Genomic DNA, 18,866 nt, shown 5'->3' on the forward strand with positions numbered 1-18,866 from the left:
CGGCTCAGTAGGTGATCCACAGCGGGTGACGGATGAGCGCCGCGCAGACGCCAATCCAGCCCAGGCGCGTGCTCCGCGCCTCGAGCGGGAGATAGACCTGCTCGTACAACGCCTGCGCTTCCGCGTCCGAAGGCGGCTGTCCGAGCATGCGCAGGTAGAGCGTGCGCAGGTTCTTCCGCACCGCTTCCGGGTTGGTGGCGGAGGTGTCGGCGAGCGTCACGTGGCGCAACACCGCCGGGTTGTTCCTCTTGTCCACCGCGCGCGCACACCAGGCCTGCGACATCTGGACCAACGTCTGCGCGGCGGAGGGACCGAAGCCCACGTCCTTCTTGCGGTACAAGAGCGAGTTGCCGCCTCCCAGCGCCTCGAACCGCTCGACGCTGCGGGAGTCGGAGACGTACTCGTTCGAGATGCCGGGCGACCAATCTCCGGGCCACACGAAGAGCTTGCCGCCATTCACCACATACGCCTTGTTGCGCCAGTTGGGGTCGCTGGTGCTGACGAAGTCCTCGAGCGTGAGCCCGAGCTGCTCCATCAAGCTCACCACCATCTCCTCGGCGGCCAGCCGGCGGACGTGGAACTCCTCCGGCACCGGAGTCTCCAGCTGCACGGGCCGAGCTGGCAGGTCGCGAATCCAGGCCTCCACCTGCTCGATGGTCAGGGTGACTTGACCGTTGGTGACGAGCGCGCTGTAGGGCTGACCGAGCGGCATCTGGGGATAGCTTCCAGGTGCAACTCCCTTGAGCAGCTGGATCAGCATGCTGTTCTCGGGCTCCCCGCGCTTCACGTACCGCTCGTTGTACACGAGCCCGCTCTCGAACGCGGCGAGCGAGACGAAGAACGGCTTGTTGCCGGTGAGGTGGCAGCCCTCGCACGCGGGCGCGAGCGCGCGTCGGATCTCGTCGTTCTTGCTCGCGGCCTCGCAGCTCTCGCCCTCGTCTGGATCCGGGGCAGCGGGGGGAGGCGTGTGGTGGATGTTGGTGGTGCTCTCCCCGAAGCAGGCACCCGTGGTGAGCGCCAGTGCGGCCAGCGCGGCGGCTCCCAGTATCGAACGCAAGGTGCGCATCACAGGCCCCTCCGCAGCTCGGGCTGTTCGAAGAGGTAGCGCAGGAAGGGCCGGAGCTTGCGGTCCCGTGCGACGAACTCCCTGGCGAGCTTGTCGATGAAGCCCTTCTCCGTGGCCGGGTTCAGCTCCCGGCCGATGAACATCGCGTAGAGCCTGCGCGAGGCGCAGCGATCGAACTCGCCGGAGCGGACGAGGAGCTTTCCGAACCCGAGCGGGCCCATCGTGCCATCGCCGTGCTCACCGAGCAGCGTGTACGTCTCGGGCATCGTGTCGAGCATCACCGCTTCCGGGTTGGCCTGGAGCTGCTCGGGGGTGACCGGGGTCAGCAGGGTGTTGGGAAGGAACGCGTTCTTCCAGCGATAGCCCGGCGAGTTGCCGGTGTGCGGGTACTGCCCGGACAGCCACTCTCGCGTGATGCGGTGACGGCCCATGCCCGGGATGAAGGGCCACGGGACGTAGTAGCTCTGGAACGGACTGAAGTCCCACCGCTTGAAGGAGATCGCCGCGGGATCGAGCGTCTTGTGGCAGTGCTGGCACGTTCCGCCGGTGGCGGGATCGGTCTCGAACGGAGGGAAATGCACGTCCGCGGGAGGCGGCGAGAAGCTCTGACAGGCGAATATCTCCAGGAAGCGCGCGGCTCGGACGCGCTCGCGCGGGAAGGAGGACATCGCGCCGATCATGGTGAGCACCCCGGCGGCGGGAAGTCCCTGCGGCGCTTGGGTCGTGGTGCGGGGATCGAAGCGGTAGGTGCGATCGAGACTGCCGGAGCGCGCCCGGTCGCTGGTGAGCGCGAGGTGGAAGGGCTCCAGGTCTTCGACCACGAACTCGCGCCACGCCTGAGGATCGTTCGGCGTGGGGTGCATCGGGTCTCGAGGTGCGTTGTCCGCGTCGGGGCGCCACCACGTCGTGTTCGCGTCCAGCGCGGTGCTGCCCATCTGCCGGCCGAAGCGCACGTACAGCGAGCGCAGCCAGTTGGTTCCCACCGAGTAGTTGCCGATGACGAGGTCCGACAGCGGCCGGTCGTGCCACGCCAGGTGCGCGAAGAGGCGCGCGGGTTCCTCGTACGGGTGGCGCCGTTGAACGTTGAGCGAGTGGTTGCTCGCACTGCCCAGGCCGGCGAGCGGTGCGCACCACACCAGGTTCGGTCCGCAGCCGCACCCGGCGGGCAGCATGGGGTCGTAGTAGCCACCGCTGGCGATGCCGCAGTCGAGCGTCCTCCCCTGGGCGTCGGTGACCTGGGTGACGGAGGAGCCGGCCTTGCCGAGCACCGCGACCGTCGTCCCCGGCGCCCACCAAGGCTCCAGCGTGTGGACTTCGGGCACCGCGGGATTGCCGCTTCCGTCCAGGTCGTTGCACTGCCTACCGGGGTCCGGGAACTCGTTCACATGGTAGTACGCGCCCTGGTGCAGGCTGTTGGCTGGGCAGGTGAAGAGGTGGCCGGCCATGTCGCCCTGGTACGCATCGCCAGAGGCGCCGGTGGTGTACGCACCCACCGCGAGCCACTCGTGCCCGAAGCGCAGCATGCGCTCGTAGAACTTCGGCGAGGCGAGCGCGTCATCGAGCGTCGAGCGCAGGAGTGTTTCCCGGGCTTCGGGCGTGGTCGCGGCCTCCATCGCTTCGTACTGCTCGAGGGTTGGCGTCGTCCCGGTGAGCCCGAGCACGATGCGCCGCAACTGCCGCGTGCCGCTCATCTGGTCGTTGAGAGGCACGGCGGGTGGAGGTGCCTCGGGACCGCATTGCTGGGCGTGCGCGTCGGCCCCGATGAATCCGGACAGAGCGAGCAGCACGGCCACCATGGCCGCGCGCTTCAGGTGCAAGTGCCAGTGCATTCATCGACACTACCGAGCAGCCGGTTTGATGGCAAAGCTTAGCCGCCACACAGGGCCTGACGCGGTGCTTCGTCGTAACGGGCTGCTACCGCGTGTTCCCGCCAGACGCGCTGCGCCGCTATGCGCAGGGCCCCGAGGTAGTATCCCCGGAACTCTGGGGTGATCCGATGGCGGAATGGAAGATGCTGGTGACCATCGTCCACGAGGGCATCTACGTGGACACGATGGGCGTGAAGTCGCCCAAGCAGACGTTCTCGCCAACGGAGATCCAGGACATCAAGGAGGCCTTCGCGGATTTCGCCAAGCACCTTCGAGTTCCTCTGGACTCCATCGGGGTGAGCGAGGGGATGTTCAAGCCGGTCTTCGAGTTCGTCGAGGTGAAGGACGTGCTCACCTGGCAAGCGCGCAAGGAGGACAGCTACGGCCGGGTGCCCGAGCACTCCCAACTCGTGGCGGAGTTTCCCGGCTGGGCCGTCAAGCAGAGCCCGAGCGATGCGGAGAAGTGGTTCGAGCACCTCGTCTGGGCCGACACGCTCTGCTTCGTCTACCCTCGCCCACCCCTGCCTCCAGGCGTGGGGATGATCCTGGCGGATGCCACCTGCATCTGGCTCGAGGGCAAGCCGCTGGTGGGCACCATCAGCGTTCCGCGCGAGCCCGGCAAGGTCAACCGCAAGCACCTGGGCGACATCCTCGTCCACGAGTGGCTCCACGTCGTGGACTCCTTCCTGCGCGCGGCCCACGGCGCCCGCTCGATCAATGGGGTCGACGGCGTGGCGGGTGAGTTCCTCGTCGACTCCTGGCAGGACTTCGATCCAACCTCGACGGACCCTGACAAGCAGTGCAAGACGACCTCACGCACCATCGAGATGCTTCGGCCGCACCCGACCCATTCGGGCACCGATGACATCCGCCCTCGGCACCTCTGCAACCGTGGGGACACCACGACGTGGGATCCGCACCTCCTTGGCACGTACCTGCATGACACCGTCTTTGACGGGGCTCGCAACAACGTCATCCCGAAGGTCACCCGCACGGTTCCCCCACCCACTCCCGGTGATCCCGCGCCCCCTGACAAGGTCTATGCGGGCTATGACTGGGACAAAGAGGACTTCCTGCTGCTCATGTACCAGGATCAGATCCGGCGCACGAAGCCGGCTGACTGGAAGAGCAACCTGGGGCGGTCGAGCGCCAAGCTCACCTTGGACGGGCCGATCTTCGGAGGTGAGCCTGGTGACTTCACGGAGGTCGAGCGGGTGGCGATCACGGCCCTGCTCACTCACCTGCCCCCCGAGGTCCTCAAGGTGCTCTCCAGCGATGGCAGCATCCGCATCATCAAGGGTGAACGCTCCGAGGCCACCGTTCGCCAGTCCTCGTTCCTCGATGCGAGCACGGTGATCATCGACAAGAGCAATGTGCCCTCCACTCCGCTCGATTTGCAGAAGGCGGTGCTGTTCGAGCTGGCCCGCGTCTACCTGCGCAAGCGGGTCGGTGGCAGCAAGGTCCGCGATCAGCTCAAGCGCTTCCCCTGGAGCATCGCCAAGGGGCTGCCCTTCTGGGGCCGTGTGGAGGAGGACTTCGCCCGAGAGTGGGCCCGGCTGACGCCATGGAAGGTGCGTGATCGCGAATGCACCCCTGGGCTGTTCGTCCTATCGCTGCTCTTCGAGCTGATCGGATGGTCGGAGCCCGATGGCTTCTGGGGCCATGCCGACTTTGGCGGGTGGGTGGGGCTGAAGTACGACGACACGAGCACCTTCGCCACCCAGACTCCGCCCCGCGACGTCTATGACGACTTCGCCGACGCCGTGGTTGTCTACGTCTTCGGCGCCGATGCCTATGCGCAAGAGGGCTACTTCAAGAAGACCTCGAATGCGCTCGCCCCGGGTAAGTACGACTTCATCCGCGACAAGGTGATGGCGGGCCGGCAGTACAAGGAGCGGCAGGTTCCTGCCCCGGTCGTCGCGCCTGTTACCCCCACCGCCTCGGGAGGCTTCACGACGAAGGCGGAGCCTTGGCATCCCCTGTCAGAGATCGATGGGGGCATGGCGCCTCCAATCGAGGCGTCTCCCCATGAGTTCTTCGCCACACCCTACCGCCTGCGCCACTCCCCCGGGGGCATGCCCGCGCCTGATCCCGCGATGGTGAAGGCGCTCGCCCACTGGGACCGGGCGCGCGAGGGAAGCCCGCTGCATACCTTGGAGGAAGTGCAGCGGATCCTCCGCGCCATTCCCAAAGAGGAGCCTGTCGAGGACATGGCGGGCATGCTCCGGCTGTTCGCGGCGCATGGCAGCGGGCTGCTGGCTCCAGGGGAGCTGAAGGCCTTGGCTCGGCTCGATGTGCTGATCCTCGCGGATCAGCGCCTGGCGATCGTCGTCTCCGTGGACGCGGCCGGTGCGGTCACCGAGTGCATCATCAGCGATCCTGCCGCGTCCCTGCTGCTGACGCGAGAGACCACGCTGGATCCGCGTCTGGTGCGCTACGTCTGGCGCCCATCCTCCGAGCCTCGGCGCTGGAAGGCGGGAGAGGGCGCGGGCACGGTCGATCTGGATGCGGCGATGCGCTACCTGCTGCGCACCTGCTTCACCGAGAAGGATGCGAAGTACGGCTATGAGCCGCGGACGATGCCGGGCGCGGCGCTGCTGCTGATCCGCGAGTTGCTGCACCCCGCGGGCATCGAGCTGCCTCGGGGGAGCGAGGCAGACCCCCTCGCGGCGCTGCACGCCTTCTGCGAGACGCACGGGCGCGGCTTGGAGAAGCTTGGAAAGGACGTGCGCCCCGGAGATCTCGTCTGGTTCACGGGAGGCGGAGGGGTGGGGATCATCGATCGCGTGGGTGAGGACGGCACGATTCGCTCGGTCATCGCGGGGGGCGCGAAGCTGCCCGATGGCCGCAGCGGGCTCGTGCCGCTCATGCCCGTGGATGCGGGGGTGATCCGGTACGTGTGGCGTCCGAGCCTCACGCCTCGGCGCTGGACAGCCTCGGGCGAGGTCGCCGCACCGCTGTTCGCGGGCGTAGACGCCGCCCTCAATCATTTGGTGGCCAAGGTCGGGCACGAGGAGATCATTCGGGAGCGCTCCGAGGTCTCGGGCAAGGAGATCGGTACGGTGGCCATGCTGGCGCTGCTCGTGGACGGCGGAGGGTCGGAGCTGGCGCGCGCCGCTTTCGCGGAGCTGCCGCTGGGCGGCACCGACGAGGACTTCCGTCGAGTGGTCGCTGATCGGGGCCGTGGCGTTGTGCCTGCTCCCTTGATGTCCGCATTGCCGAGAGGCGCCTTCGTCTGGTTCCACAACGCCCACGTGAAAGGCGAGGCGCCCGTGGGCGCCGTGGCCATCGACATGCGTGACGGGCTCCCCACGAAGCTGGTCGTGCCGGGGGCTCGGCTGGGGCGGACGCCCGCGCTCGCTCTCTACGATGGGCCTGTTGCTCGGGCGGAGCTGCGCTCCGTGTGGCTGCCCTCCGCCGAGCCGCGCACGTTTGCTGCCGACGGCAACGCGGCCTTCGCCTCGTTCTACGGCCGCATCGACGAGGCGCTGCGGCGTGTGCTGCGCTACATCGGCTGGTCCAGCGTGAGTGATGAGAGCGGCACCGAGCGCTACTTCGCCAACCCCATCAGCCTGGCGCAGTTGCTGAGCCGTGACGCGCCCGAGGGGTTACGCGGCGCGCTGTTCGAGCTGGGAAGCGATACCAGCGCGCCGCAGTGGCGGATGGAGCAGTTCGCGCGGTTGCTCGATACCTGGGGTGAAGGGCTGCTCGCTCCCGAGCCCGCGGCGCTCGTGCCGGGCATGTTCGTGTTGCTGCGTGACCGGCGCGGAGCCGTGTTGCTCTCGGTGGATGCCGGGGCGGGCACGCTGGAGGCGCTGGTCTCGGGTCCGGCGCTGGCACATGTGCCCGCTTTGCCCATCTCCTCCATCGAGCACGCCTGGCGCCCTTCGGGTGTCCCCCGTGCCTGGGCGCGGCGCGAGGAGGTGTCGCCCGAGTACCTGAACATCGACGCGCTGCTCAACCGGCTGCGGCGCAACGAGGGGGCCAAGGAGCTCAATACCCAGTACGTGAACACTCCCAGCGGCCTGATCGACTCGGTCCTGTTCCTCGAGTCCGAGTTCGTGACGCCCGCGCTGAAGTCCGCCCTCAAAGAGGTGGCGTGGAACGACAGCGGAACTCTCGGCCTCCTCCGCCTCGCCGAGATGCACGGCCAGGGGGTACGCGCGCTGGGTGAAGGGCCAGTACGTGTCGGAGACTTCTTGTTCCAGGAGCAGAACCTGGGGCTCACCCTGCGAGTCGAGCAGGGCCGGCCCGTGCAGGCCATGTGGACGGGTCGCGTGCTCCAGCGGGGCCCCGTGGAGGCCGCCCGGGTGACGGGGGTGTGGACTCCCTCGGGCACCCGACGCGTGTGGGCGCGCGCCGGAGAGCCTGTCTCCCTGGCGTATTCCAACGTCAACCGCTTCCTCGATTACCTGGTGGGCCATCTGGGGCTGCAGCAGCTTGGCGGCGGCCTCACGGTGAACACTCCCTGCGGCTTCGTGAGTGGACTGGTGCTCAAGAGTGATGCGCTGAGCGCCGCCGTCAGGCAGCGGTTGGAGCAGGGCATTCCGTACTTCTCGGATCCCGCACGCGTGTGCTGGCAGTGCCTCTCCAAGCTTGGCAAGGGGCTGGAGGACTATTCCGGCCAGCCACTCGCCCCAGGCGACCTGGTGCGCACGAAGGGAGACGAGCTGGCCGTGGTGGCGAGTACGCGCGAAGACGGCGGTCCGGTGCGGGCGATCCGGACACAGCACCGCATCACCCTGGGCCACCTGGAGGCGGAAGAGATCGCTTCCTTCTGGCGGCCCGCTCCCTGAGCGCGCTCAACCCGCAGACGCAGAGGAGCCGGAGATGGAAGAGGAGACTTCTTTCTCCGGCGTTCATACAGGAGGGCAGATGATGGCAGCGAAGATCGGAATCATTGGCAAAGGGAACGTGGGAGGCGCCCTGCAGCGCGGACTGGCACGCGCCGGCCACGACGTGAGGGCGGTGGGCAAGGACCCCGAGGCCGTGCGTCAGACGGCGGAGTGGGCGGAGGTGGTGTTCCTGGCAGTGCCTTTCGGCGCGGTGGACGAGACGCTCCGCGAGCTGGGCGAGGCGGTGAACGGCAAGGTCCTGGTGGACACGACGAACGCGCTCACTCCCGACATGCAGCTCGCGCTCGGGTACACCACGAGCGGAGCGGAGGAGCTGCAGAAGAAGGCCGCGCGGGCGACCGTGGTGAAGGCCTTCAACACGGTCTTCTCGAAGCACATGGACACGGGACAGGTGAAGGGCGAGAAGCTCAGCCTGTTCGTCGCCTCCGATGATGCCTCCGCCAAGGAGCGTGTCCTCGGCTTGGGGCGGGACATCGGCTTCGATGCCATCGACGCGGGGCCGCTGCGCAACGCTCGGTGGCTGGAGTCCCTCGCCTATCTCAACATCCAGCTCGGCTACGTGCAGAAGCTGGGGCGCGACATCGGGTTCCGTCTCGTGCGCTGATGCCCCACCCTCTTTAGCTCGACATGGGTGAGCACGTTGCCGGAGGCTGCCACGAGCCTGCCATCGGCGGCGCAATAGGTGAGGCGGCGGGTGGGATTCCCGCCGCCTCTCGTGAAGCGGTGAGACGCGCTTAGAAGACGTACCGCGCGCCGAGCTGGATGCGCCACCGCGACCGGGTGGGGCTCAGGACGACCGACCGCACCGCCGTGGGCTCGGTGAAGCTGTAGATCGGCCGGTTGTTCGCCGTGTCGTAGCCCACCGCGCGGAGGAACTGCGCGCCGTGGGTCTCGAAGTTGGCCTCCTGCTCGAACAGACCCCAGTCGGAGTTGACCAGGTTCAGGACGTTGAAGATGTCCATCTGCAGCTCGAGGTGCTGGCCCTTGACGAACTCCGGGGCGTTCCAGCCCAGCCGCATGTCGAGGATGTTCTGCCACGGGTTGCGGCACGCGCCGCGCCGGACGAAGCCGCCCTTCGCGTCACGGAGGCAGTCCTGGCCATTGATGAAGTTGTTCAGCGCCTCGTACTGCGAAGCATCCTGCAGCGAGATCTGCTCCGCGTTGGCCGGGATGAACGCCACGTCGTTGCCGCTGATGCCGTCCGCGTTGACGTCGCCGTTGACCGTCCAGGTGTACGGCAGGCCCGACTGGCCCACGTAGATGAGGCCGGCGTTGAAGCCCAGGGGCAGCGTGGCGGTCGCGGAGAGGGTGACCCGGTGCGTGCGGTCGAACGCCGACGGCCGGACGTTGCGGTTCTGGATGTCACCGTCGATCGGCGAGAACTGGAAGTTCGAGAGCGCCTGCGAGCTCGTGAGGGACATCCGGTCCACCGCGTTGGTGTAGGTGTAGGCCGCGGTGGCGTCGACGAGGCTCGCGATGTCCTTGCGCAGCTGGAAGGTGCCGCTGAAGACACGCCCGCCGTTCTTGTTGAACACCTTGATCGCCTGGCGGAGGTTGGTGTTGTCGATGCGCTCGGGGGTGGAGCGGAAGCCCGTCGAGGCGAACGTGCCGTAGAGCGCCCGGCCCTCGCCGCTGTCCGACTCCTGGCGCACGAGGTTCTCGTCGGTCGTGTACCAGCCGTTGATGTCCTGCGTGTAGAGCACGTCCACGGTGCTCGTGAGGCCGAAGGGCAGCCGCCGGTCCGCGCCGACCGCCACGCGCAGGTTCTGGAGGTACTTCGTGTCCGGATCGAAGTAGTCGATCTCACCCTGGTTGACGGGCGACTCCGGCGCGTTGGTGCCGCCCGCGCAGTCGAACGGCTGGGCGTTCGGATCCGCGGTGAAGCCCGGGACCTGCCGACTGCCGGTGTCCCGCTGGCACGTCAGCTCCACCTGCGACAGGCCGTTGATGCTGTAGGCGTTGGCGACCCACACGTACGGCGGGCGGCCCGAGAAGACGCCCACGCCGCCGCGCACGATGGTGTTTCCGCCGTCCACGTCCCAGTTCACTCCGAGGCGCGGCGACCACAGGGGGTTGCCGCTCGGCACCTCGCCGGTGTTGATGCGGAACGCTTCGTTCTCCAGCAGGCGCTGGTTGACGTTGCCCGCCGACAGGAACGGCACGTCCACGCGAATGCCGGGGGTGACGCTCAGGCCCTTGAGCGGCGTCCAGGTGTCCTGGAGGTAGAGGCCCAGCTGGAACACGTCGAAGGCGGCGGTGCCGGGCTCCTGGAGCTCGCTGACCCCGAAGCGACGCTGGAACGCGCTCGCGTTGCCGGCCTCGAAGTCATCCAGGCTGTCGAAGGTCCACACGCCGGTGGCCGCCTGCAAGAAGGCGTTGCGCAGCTGCAGAATCTCGTTGGTGGTGCCCAGGGTGATGGCGTGGTCCCCCATCTTGTAGGTGAGGCTGTCCTGCAACTGGTAGATGTTCTGGTCGAGCTCATTGAGCTGCGAGAACCGCTCGGCGCCCGCCGCGAGCCAGGAGTCGGCCGCGCCAAGCGTGCCGGCCTTCACGAGGATCAGCGGGAGGTTCAGGCCGGGGTCGCGCTCGTCGCGGATGATGGAGAAGCCCGCGAGGAACTCGTTGGAGAGCCGGCCGTCCAGCCAGCTGGAGACGAGCTTCGCCCGGCCGATGTGGCTGGCGGTGGCCTGCGCGTAGCCGCTGTTGGACAGCTGGTAGCCATCGCGCATGCGGCCCGGGACGGACGGAGAGGTGGGCGCGCGCGTCAGCTCGTCCTGGAAGGCGTTGACGAAGTTGTAGGACAGCTCCAGGTAGCTGCCCGGGATGACGCTGGTGCTGACCTTGGCGAAGACGTTGCGGTCCGGATTGCCCAGCTTCGGGGCCAGGCCATTGCCCGCGTTCGGGACGCCGTAGGTTTCGGCCAGGATCGACGAGAAGCGATCGGCCTCGGCGCTGGTGAAGCCGGCGCGGGCCGCGTCCGCTTCCGCGTCCGCGCCGCCAATCTGGAACACGTTTCCGAAGGAGGAGGCGCGCTCCTGGAGGTCGGCGGTGATGAAGAAGTGGACCTTGTCCTTGACGATCGGACCGCCCAGGGTGAGGCCGTACTGCCAGGTGTTGTAGCTGAGGAACGTCGGATCCGACTGGTTGCCAGCCAGCTCCTTGTTCTGGAAGTACCCGAAGACCGAGCCGCGGAAGTCGTTGGTGCCGCTCTTGGTGATGGCGTTCACCATGCCGCCGGCGAAGTTGCCGTAGCGCACATCGAACGGGGAGACCTGCACGACGAAGGACTCGATGGCCTCGATCGAGAGGGCCTTGGCGCCGGACTGACCGCCCGGCGTGCCGCTGGCCGAGAGGCCGAAGAGGTCGTTGTAGGAGGCGCCGTCGATCTGGATGTTGTTGAAGCGGTTGTTCTGCCCCGCCATGGAGGTGCCACTTACCTGCGGCGCGGTCGAGATGAGGTCCGTGAAGTTACGTCCCTGGATCGGCAGATCGATCATCTCGTCGCTGCTCAGCGTCTTGGACGGGCCGGTGCGGCCGCGATCCATGAGCTCGTCGGCCTGGGTGCCCACGACGGAGATGGATTCCTCCATGGTCTCCAGCTTGAACAGCTCGACATTGACCTGGAGGCGGTTGGCGAGCACCAGCCGCATGTCGGTGCGCTTGCGGCCGTAGAAGCCCTCGGAGCTGACCGTCAGGGTGTAGGGGCCGCCCGGGGGCACGTTGTCGAACAGGTACTCGCCGGACGAGTCACTGACCGCGGTGAAGTTCGCACCCGTTGATTCGTTGCGGAGCTCGACCACCGCATCCGGGAGCGGCTTGCCCTCCGTGGTGGTGATCGTTCCGGTGAGTGCTGCTCCGGTGACGCCCTGGGCCAGTGCCGTGGATGCGATGGCCAGGGTTCCGATGACGAGGGCGAGCCTCAGGCGTGATGGACGAAGCGGGTTGTCCAAGTGACCCCTCCTGATACGTGAAGCGGTGGACTGCGGATGTGCTGGGTTCCGCCTGCCGTCTAGTACCTTGGTTGGCGTTGTAAAAGGCCAAAGAGGTGACGGGCGGGTGACAATGCAATCCTACCTGGGGAGCGGGTTGACCCAGGGTGTTCCAATATGGCGCACACGGCCCCGTAGGTCGGGTGAGTTTTGTCTGTTAATCCCGTGAGACCGGGAACTCTGGCATCACGGAGACATGACGATGGTGCCCAGATCCTGGATTTGGACCCCCTCGGGGAAGTCGGGGGCCGTGCGCAGCACCGGTTGGAGCCCCGGCGCGGACAGCTCGATCCGCTCCTGTCCCGGCTGCTGGATGAGGAGGGAGATTTCCCCATCCTCGCGCCGCACCTCGCGCCCGTTCATCCGGAAGTGCGTCACGGGTGAGCCATCCAGGTGTACCAGTCGGCCGGTGACGAACACGCCTCGTCCGATCACGAGCCGGACCTCCTGGCCATCGTTCTTCACCCGGGCGCAGCGCGCCTCTCCATGCACCTCCGTGAGCAGGGAGAAGACGTCGCTGTGGATGCACGCATCGAACTGCTCGCCCGAGATCTGCTCCAACGAGAACCGGCCGTCTTCATCGGTCTTCATGCTCAGCTGGACCAGGTACCCCGATCTCCGGATGACAGGCATTGGCGCGGGCTGCACCTGCACGGGCACTTGCGGCACGGGGCGGCCCCTCCAGTCCACCACCCTGCCCGTGAGGGGACGGCCCTTCTCGAAGCGCAGCCGCACCTGGGGCTCGCTCGTCTCATTCACCTCGACCGTTTGGGAGGCGGTGCGCACGAAGCTCCGCGAGAACAGGTCGGCCGTGACCGTGTAGCGGCCCGCGGTGTCGACATGGATCAGGAACCTTCCCTCCCCGTTCGTCTCGTCATGGGCCAGCGGCTTCTCTTCCGAGGCGTCCTGCTCGGCCCAGATGCCCACATGGACTCCCGGCAGCGGCATGCCCGTCTCATCCACCACCTCGCCCGCGATGCGCATCAGCCGCTGCGCTACGATCCGCAGCGGATCCGTCGGGACGGTGAGGGGTCTCTCCAGGCGGTGGACCTGCTTTCCATCGACCCGCAGCTGGTACTCACCTGCCTGGCTGGCCGGGAGCGAGAAGCGCCCATCCTCGCCGGTGGAGGTCATCTCCCAGCCATGTTCCTCGTCGAGCCGGCGAAGCGTCATGGTTTCGCCCTGCACCGGCTGGCCCTGGGAGTCTTCCAGGACGCCCTCCACGAGCAGGGCGCGCTTCAGGATGAAGTCCAGCGTCTCCTTGCCCGGCGAGAAAGGCCGCGCCTCTTCCTCGCTCGTCAGGTGCTGCGTGTCAGTGGCCTGAAGGCGGTACAAGCCTGGGGGCAGCGGCCCCAAGCGGTAGCGCCCCGCGTCATCCGTGGATTCGGTGGTCTTCCACTCGAAGTCCTTCACGAGCTCGAAGTCTCCCCAGTCCTCCAAGAAGGCCGAGACCTCAGCGCCCGCGAGCGGCTTCTGGTCCTCGCCTCGGACCACCCCCTCGATGAAGACGGCGGGCTTCAGCTCCAGCAGGACGTCCAGGCGCTGAGGGTTCTCATCCAGGGAGAGGTACGTCGTCGCCCCCTTTCCCTGATGCTGGGCGGTGAGCGAATACGCCTGGCGCCCCAGTCCGTCGAAGGAGAAGCGGCCCTCCCCGTCCGTGAGGGTCGAGGCCTTCTGGCCGTACGGATCGGTGAGGTGGACTGTCGCCGCGGCCACGGGGGCGTTCGCGAGCAGGACACGACCGCTCATCCTCCCAGGTCGCTGGAGTTCGAAGTTCCGCTCGGACGCGGGCAGGTAGAGCCAGAGCGGGCTCGCCTTCGTGAGCAGGCCCTCCTTGGCGACGACGGCCATGAACTGTCCGGGGGGGAGTGCGTCGAGATGGTAGTTCCCCTCGGCGTCGGTCAAGGTCTCGTAGAAGCGGCTGTGCGCCGCGAAGACGAGCGTGACGAGCGCTCCCGGGACAGGGGCCTTGGCATCATCCGTGACGGTGCCCCAGACCTTGCGCCCCGAGCCGATCCGCAGCTCCACGGACGAGGTCCCCGCGGCCACGGTGGGCCTGAACGCCAGACCCTCCGGACTCTCCGCCCACACGGCGTACAGCCCGTCCTCCAGGCCCGGGAGCAGGAAGGAGCCATCCTCGGCGGTGAGCGTCCGGGCATGCACGATCGCCTCCCCTCGCCGCTCCTTCACCAGCTCGGCGAGCCGGTCCGCTTCCTCTCCCCGGAGACATTCGAAGAGCCGCAGGGAGGAGATGCTCCCGCACCGAAGCGTCGAGAGCGACTCTCCCTCCACGGTGGCGGAGGCGAAGACCCGCGCGCCGTGGAGCGGTCCGTTCGGGCCCAGCACCGTGCCCTGAATGGTGAGTCGAGCGTCCTCGGAGGAGCCGCCCGGGGGAGCACCCTGGAGCACGCTCGGGCGCACGCGCGTGACGGGCGCGTCCGTGGTGTGCGCGGACCCGGAAGCGGGCTTCTCGGAGCCGGGCCGCGACGGAAGGAGGAACCAGACCCCGGCTCCCAGCAGCACCAGGCCCGCCGCGAGTTTCCACCCGATTCGCCTCGAAGCGCCGCCGAACGGGGATGGAGTCATGGCTGAGGCACCTGGAGCGCTCCCGGGACCGACATCCTATCGGAGCACCCGAAAGAAGCCCAAGGACCCGCTGACACGTTGGCCAACGTGCCGGCTGACATGTCAGCGCGGATGTCCGGGAGGCGCGCTCCTCCCCGGTGCCGAGCCAAAGCCGCGTATCCACTCGACCTCAGGGCATGGCCCGCCGCTTGCCAAGGCTGTCATCACCGCACCCTCACAGGAGATGACCGTGGCCCTTGTTTCGATCGTCACCACCCTTCTTGCCGTTACGACTCCGCAGGCGTTCCCCTTCTGCGGGGCAGAGATCCAGCTCAAGTCGTGGAAGGGGGACTACCTGAACCGTCCCGCCAGTGCTCAGGGCGTCAGCTCTTTGGCCTCCGGCGCTGGCAATACGTGGACCGTCGAGTGCAAGGACGACAAGGTCCAGCTCAAGTCCTCGAAGGGTGACTACCTGCACCGCCCGGACACGGCGCAGGGCGTCACCTCGTGGGGCACCGGCATTGGCAACGCGTGGACCGTCGAGTCCGCGGGAGAGAAGATCAAGCTCAAGTCGTGGAAGGGCGACTACCTGCACCGTCCGGACAGCGCCCAGGGTGTCACCTCGTGGGGCACCGGCATTGGCAACGAGTGGACCGTCGAGCTGGCCGCATGCGGCAAGAAGGTCCAGCTCAAGTCGTGGAAGGGGGACTTCCTGCACCGTCCCGACAGCGCCCAGGGTGTCACCTCGTGGGACACGGGCATTGGCAACACGTGGACCCTGGAATGCACGGGCAGCAAGGTCCAGCTCAAGTCGTGGAAGGGCGACTACCTGCACCGCCCCGACAGCGCCCAGGGCGTCACCTCGTGGGGCACCGGCATTGGCAACGGGTGGGCGCCCGAGTTCGCCAGCGGCAAGCTCAAGCTGAAGTCGTGGAAGGGCGACTACCTGCACCGCCCCGACACCGCCCAGGGGGTCACCTCGTGGGGCACTGGCGTTGGCAACGAGTGGGCCCTGGCCGTCGTTCCCTGACCGTCAGGGAAACGCGCCCCTCCAGGTGCCTCAGGGAGGATGGGGCACGAGGCTGTGGCGCAAGGGCGGAGCCGCGACAGCGTGTTTCTGCCCACCGTGCGGCGCTCGAGTCATCGGGGAGGGCGGCATTCGGGGGCTTTGAGCGGTGTCCGCGTCGGGCAGCCGGAAGGTGGCGATGAGCTGCTGGAGCGACTCCGCCTGCGAGGCGAGCTCCTCGGCGGTCGCGGCGAGCTCCTCCGAGGCCGCCGCGCTCCCCTGCGTGATGTTGTTCATCTGCGTCATCGCCTCGGACACCTGGCTGACGGTGCGCGACTGCTCGAAGGAGGCCGCGGAGACCCGCCGGACCAGCTCCTCGGTCCCTCGGATCGCCGGCACGAGCCCCTCGAGCAGCTCGCCGGACAGCGCCGCCGTCTTCACGCTCACGGAGGACTGCACGCTGATCTCCTTCGCCGCCTCCCGGCTCCGCTCGGACAGCTTGCGGACCTCCGAGGCGACGACCGCGAACCCCTTCCCGTGCTCCCCCGCCCGCGCGGCCTCGATGGCCGCGTTCAGCGCCAACAGGTTCGTCTGGTAGGCGATCTCCTCGATGATGCCGACCTTGGCCGCGATGTCCGTCATCGCCCGCACCGTCTGCGAGACCGCCTGCCCACCCTCCTCGGCCTCGCGCGCCGCCTGGATGGCCATCTGCTCCATCGCCCGCGAGCTCTCGGCGTTCTCCTGGATGCTGCGGCTCATCTGCCCGAGGTTGGTGCTCGTCTCCTCCGCGGCGACGGCCTGCGCCGACGTGCCCTGGGAGAGGCTCGCCGAGGAAGAGGCCAGCTGCCCCGCCGCCGCGTTGAGCGTGGTGGCGCCCATCCGCACCTCCGCCATCATCTCGGAGAGCCTGCGCACCATCTCCTTCAGGGCGAAGAGGAGGCTGGCGCGGTCATTGACCCGCGTCTCCACATGCACGGACAGGTCGCCGTCCGCCACCCGGCGCACCATCTCCGCCGCGTATCCCGGCTCTCCGCCAAGCTGCTCGGAGATCACCAGCGTCGTGAGCGAGCCGACCACCAGCGCGAGGACCACGGCCGAGGTGATGACGACCCACACGAAGCTCCTGAAGTCCTCGTACGAGGCCGTCGCCTGATCCGAGAAGTGCTGCATCGCCGCCAGCTTGTGCGTCTCGAGATCGCGGATCACCTCCTCGAGCTGGTTCTCGATCTGCCGGACCTGCACCACGCCCGCGTCGGTGTAGAGGTCCTTGCTCGTCTGCAGGAGCCCCGGCAGTTGCCCGGTCGACGCCCGCCGCAGGACCTGATCCTGCTCCTGCTGGAGCTTCGCCATGAGCTTGTCCACCTCTTCGACCTTGCTCTGCTGGACCGGGTCCGAGTTGGAGATCCGCTGCCGGTAGACCGAGAAGGCCTCCTCGAACGCCTTCCGGCTCGCCGCCATCTCCGCGAGCCGGCTGTCGAGCCGCTGCGTGCCCACGTCCAGCACCACGTTTCGCAGGGTGCGGGACATGTGGAGCATGTGTACGTCCGCGGTGATCAGCTTCGAGAGGCCGACCGCGTGGCGCTCGTGCATCGTATCCAGGCGCTCGTCCATCTGAGCCATGCCGCGCAGTCCCTGCACGCCGACGAACACCGCGAGCAGCATGAGCAGCCCGAAGCCCAGCGCGAGCTTCGTGACGACCTTCAAGTTGCGGAACCAATTCAAGGCGCTTCCCCCACCTTCCAGGGGGAGCATCATCCCCTGGAATCTGGCGGCGCCCCAAAATCCGGAGCACGCACGCTCGCCTTGCTGCCGCGAGTGGCGGTAGCGGTGACATGTGCCCCCTATGACGTACCCCGGGGCTGCTGTGTATCGTGGGCGGGGACCCTGGACGGCACTGACCATGAATGACACACCGCTTCCTGCCCCGCGCCTGTCGCGCCTGGGCGAAGAGCTGTTCGATGTTCGCCACCACGCGCTGATCCGAGCCATCCTCGACAACATCTCCGAGGGGGTATCCATCGCGGATGCCAGCGGAGAGTTCGTCTACGTCAGCCCCTTCGCGATCAAGCTGTTCGGCGTCGGGCTGGATCATGGCGCCAAGCCCGAGGAGTGGAGTTCGCGGTTCGGCATCTTCCGCGCCGATGAGGTGACGCTCTTCCCCGTCGAGGAGATGCCCATCTGGCGGGCCCTGAAGGGGGTGGAGGTCCGGGACGTGGAGATGTTCATCCGCAATCCGGAGGTGCCCCAGGGGCTCCACATCCGCACCAGCTGCTTCCCCATCCGCGACGCCCAGGGCCAGCTGTTGGGCGCCATGGCCGTCAGCCGGGACGTCGACAAGCAGTGGCGCATGGAGGACGAGCGGCGCCGCAGCAAGCAGAACTTCCGGCTGCTGGTGGAGACGGCCCAGGAGGGCGTCTGGACCATCGACGAGGAGGCGCGCACCACCTACGTCAACCGCTACATGGCCGATTTGTTCGGCTACAGCTCCGAGGAGATGTACGGCAAGACGTGCCTCCACTTCATGACCGAGGAGTCGAGGCGAGTGGCCACCGAGAGCCTCCAGCGGCGCGTGCGCGGACAACCCGAGGTGTTGGATCTCGAGTTCATCCGCAAGGACGGGAGCCACATCTGGACGAGCATGTCCACCTCGTCCTTCTTCGACGAGCAGGGGCGCTACGTCGGCGCGCTGGCCATGGTGACGGACATCACCCGGCGCCGCGCGGCCGAGGAGCAGGTGCGCCAGCTCAACTCGGAGCTGGAGCGCCGCATCGCCGAGCGCACCGAGCAGCTGGAGTACTCCAACCGCGAGCTGGAGGCCTTCGCTTACACCGTGGCGCATGACCTGCGCGCCCCGCTGCGCAGCATCACCGGCTTCAGCGACGCGCTGGTCGAGGAGTTCGGGGAGCGGCTCGAGGAGGTGGGCCGTGGCCATCTGAAGCGGGTCGTCTCGGCCGCCAAGCACATGTCCGAGCTCATCGATGGCATCCTCGCGCTCTCGCGCGTCAACAGCACCGAGCTGGTGGCGCGCTCCTGCGAGCTGTCGACGATGGCGCGCGCCATCATCGAGCAGCTGCAGGCCGAGCAGCCCGAGCGCAAGGTGCGGGTGAGCATCCAGGAGGGGCTGGCGGATCGCGGCGACCCTCGGCTGCTGCGGGCGGTGCTGGAGAACCTGCTGGCCAACGCCTGGAAGTTCACCCGCGGCCGCGAGGTGGCGGAGATCGAGTTTCGCGCCACACAGGACGCGCGGGGTGTGCGCACCTACGTGGTGAGCGACAACGGGGCGGGCTTCGACATGGCCTACCGGGACAAGCTCTTCGGGGTCTTCAAGCGGCTGCACTCCCAGAAGGAGTTCGAGGGCACCGGGGTGGGGCTGGCCACGGTGCAGCGCATCATCCGCCGGCATGGGGGCCGCGTGTGGGGCGAGGGAGAGCGGGGCCAGGGCGCCCGCTTCTTCTTCACACTCGGAGAGCACCCCTTGTCCTCTCAGAAGGTATAGGAGACAGGGGAGAACGAAGT

At 67.7% G+C, this 18,866-nt stretch carries 9 protein-coding genes; 4 read left to right on the top strand and 5 right to left on the bottom strand.

The annotated features are described in order from the left end of the window. Positions 1-4 precede the first annotated feature (4 nt). Positions 5-1,066 (bottom strand): hypothetical protein, encoded by a 1,062-nt coding sequence (locus tag SYV04_RS32760; RefSeq protein WP_321549920.1) that lies wholly within the window; start codon positions 1,064-1,066, stop codon positions 5-7. Continuing rightward, a complete protein-coding gene (locus tag SYV04_RS32765) occupies positions 1,066-2,895 on the bottom strand; it encodes a hypothetical protein (RefSeq protein WP_321549921.1) in 1,830 nt (609 codons plus the stop codon). Before SYV04_RS32765 ends, SYV04_RS32760 begins: the two co-directional genes overlap by 1 nt. 92 nt (positions 2,896-2,987) lie before the next feature. Between SYV04_RS32765 and SYV04_RS32770 the strand changes: the two genes are divergently transcribed. Both SYV04_RS32770 and SYV04_RS32775 read left to right on the top strand, forming a co-directional pair. Beyond that, a complete protein-coding gene (locus tag SYV04_RS32770; RefSeq protein WP_321549922.1) occupies positions 2,988-7,730 on the top strand; it encodes a hypothetical protein in 4,743 nt (1,580 codons plus the stop codon). 82 nt (positions 7,731-7,812) lie between these two features. Next, positions 7,813-8,394 (top strand): NADPH-dependent F420 reductase, encoded by a 582-nt coding sequence (locus SYV04_RS32775; protein ID WP_321549923.1) that lies wholly within the window; start codon positions 7,813-7,815, stop codon positions 8,392-8,394. Between the two features lie 130 nt (positions 8,395-8,524). Here the strand turns inward: SYV04_RS32775 and SYV04_RS32780 are convergent, their stop codons facing one another. Beyond that, positions 8,525-11,740, bottom strand: coding sequence for a TonB-dependent receptor (locus SYV04_RS32780; RefSeq protein WP_321549924.1), 3,216 nt, complete (start codon positions 11,738-11,740; stop codon positions 8,525-8,527). 225 nt (positions 11,741-11,965) lie between these two features. After that, positions 11,966-14,365 (bottom strand): MSCRAMM family protein, encoded by a 2,400-nt coding sequence (locus tag SYV04_RS32785; protein ID WP_321549925.1) that lies wholly within the window; start codon positions 14,363-14,365, stop codon positions 11,966-11,968. A gap of 229 nt (positions 14,366-14,594) precedes the next feature. On the opposite strand from SYV04_RS32785, the gene SYV04_RS32790 reads away from it, so the two are divergent. Further along, positions 14,595-15,374, top strand: a complete 780-nt coding sequence (locus SYV04_RS32790; protein WP_321549926.1) for a hypothetical protein — start codon at positions 14,595-14,597, stop codon at positions 15,372-15,374. Between the two features lie 30 nt (positions 15,375-15,404). On the opposite strand, the gene SYV04_RS32795 is transcribed toward SYV04_RS32790, so the two are convergent. Continuing rightward, the gene (locus SYV04_RS32795; protein WP_321549927.1) at positions 15,405-17,054 is read right to left on the bottom strand and encodes a methyl-accepting chemotaxis protein; all 1,650 of its coding nucleotides are present in this window, start codon (positions 17,052-17,054) and stop codon (positions 15,405-15,407) included. A gap of 196 nt (positions 17,055-17,250) precedes the next feature. Between SYV04_RS32795 and SYV04_RS32800 the strand changes: the two genes are divergently transcribed. Next, positions 17,251-18,846 (top strand): PAS domain S-box protein, encoded by a 1,596-nt coding sequence (locus tag SYV04_RS32800; RefSeq protein WP_321549928.1) that lies wholly within the window; start codon positions 17,251-17,253, stop codon positions 18,844-18,846. Positions 18,847-18,866 lie beyond the last annotated feature (20 nt).

The organism is Hyalangium ruber (assembly GCF_034259325.1).
Lineage (GTDB): Bacteria > Myxococcota > Myxococcia > Myxococcales > Myxococcaceae > Hyalangium_A > Hyalangium_A rubrum.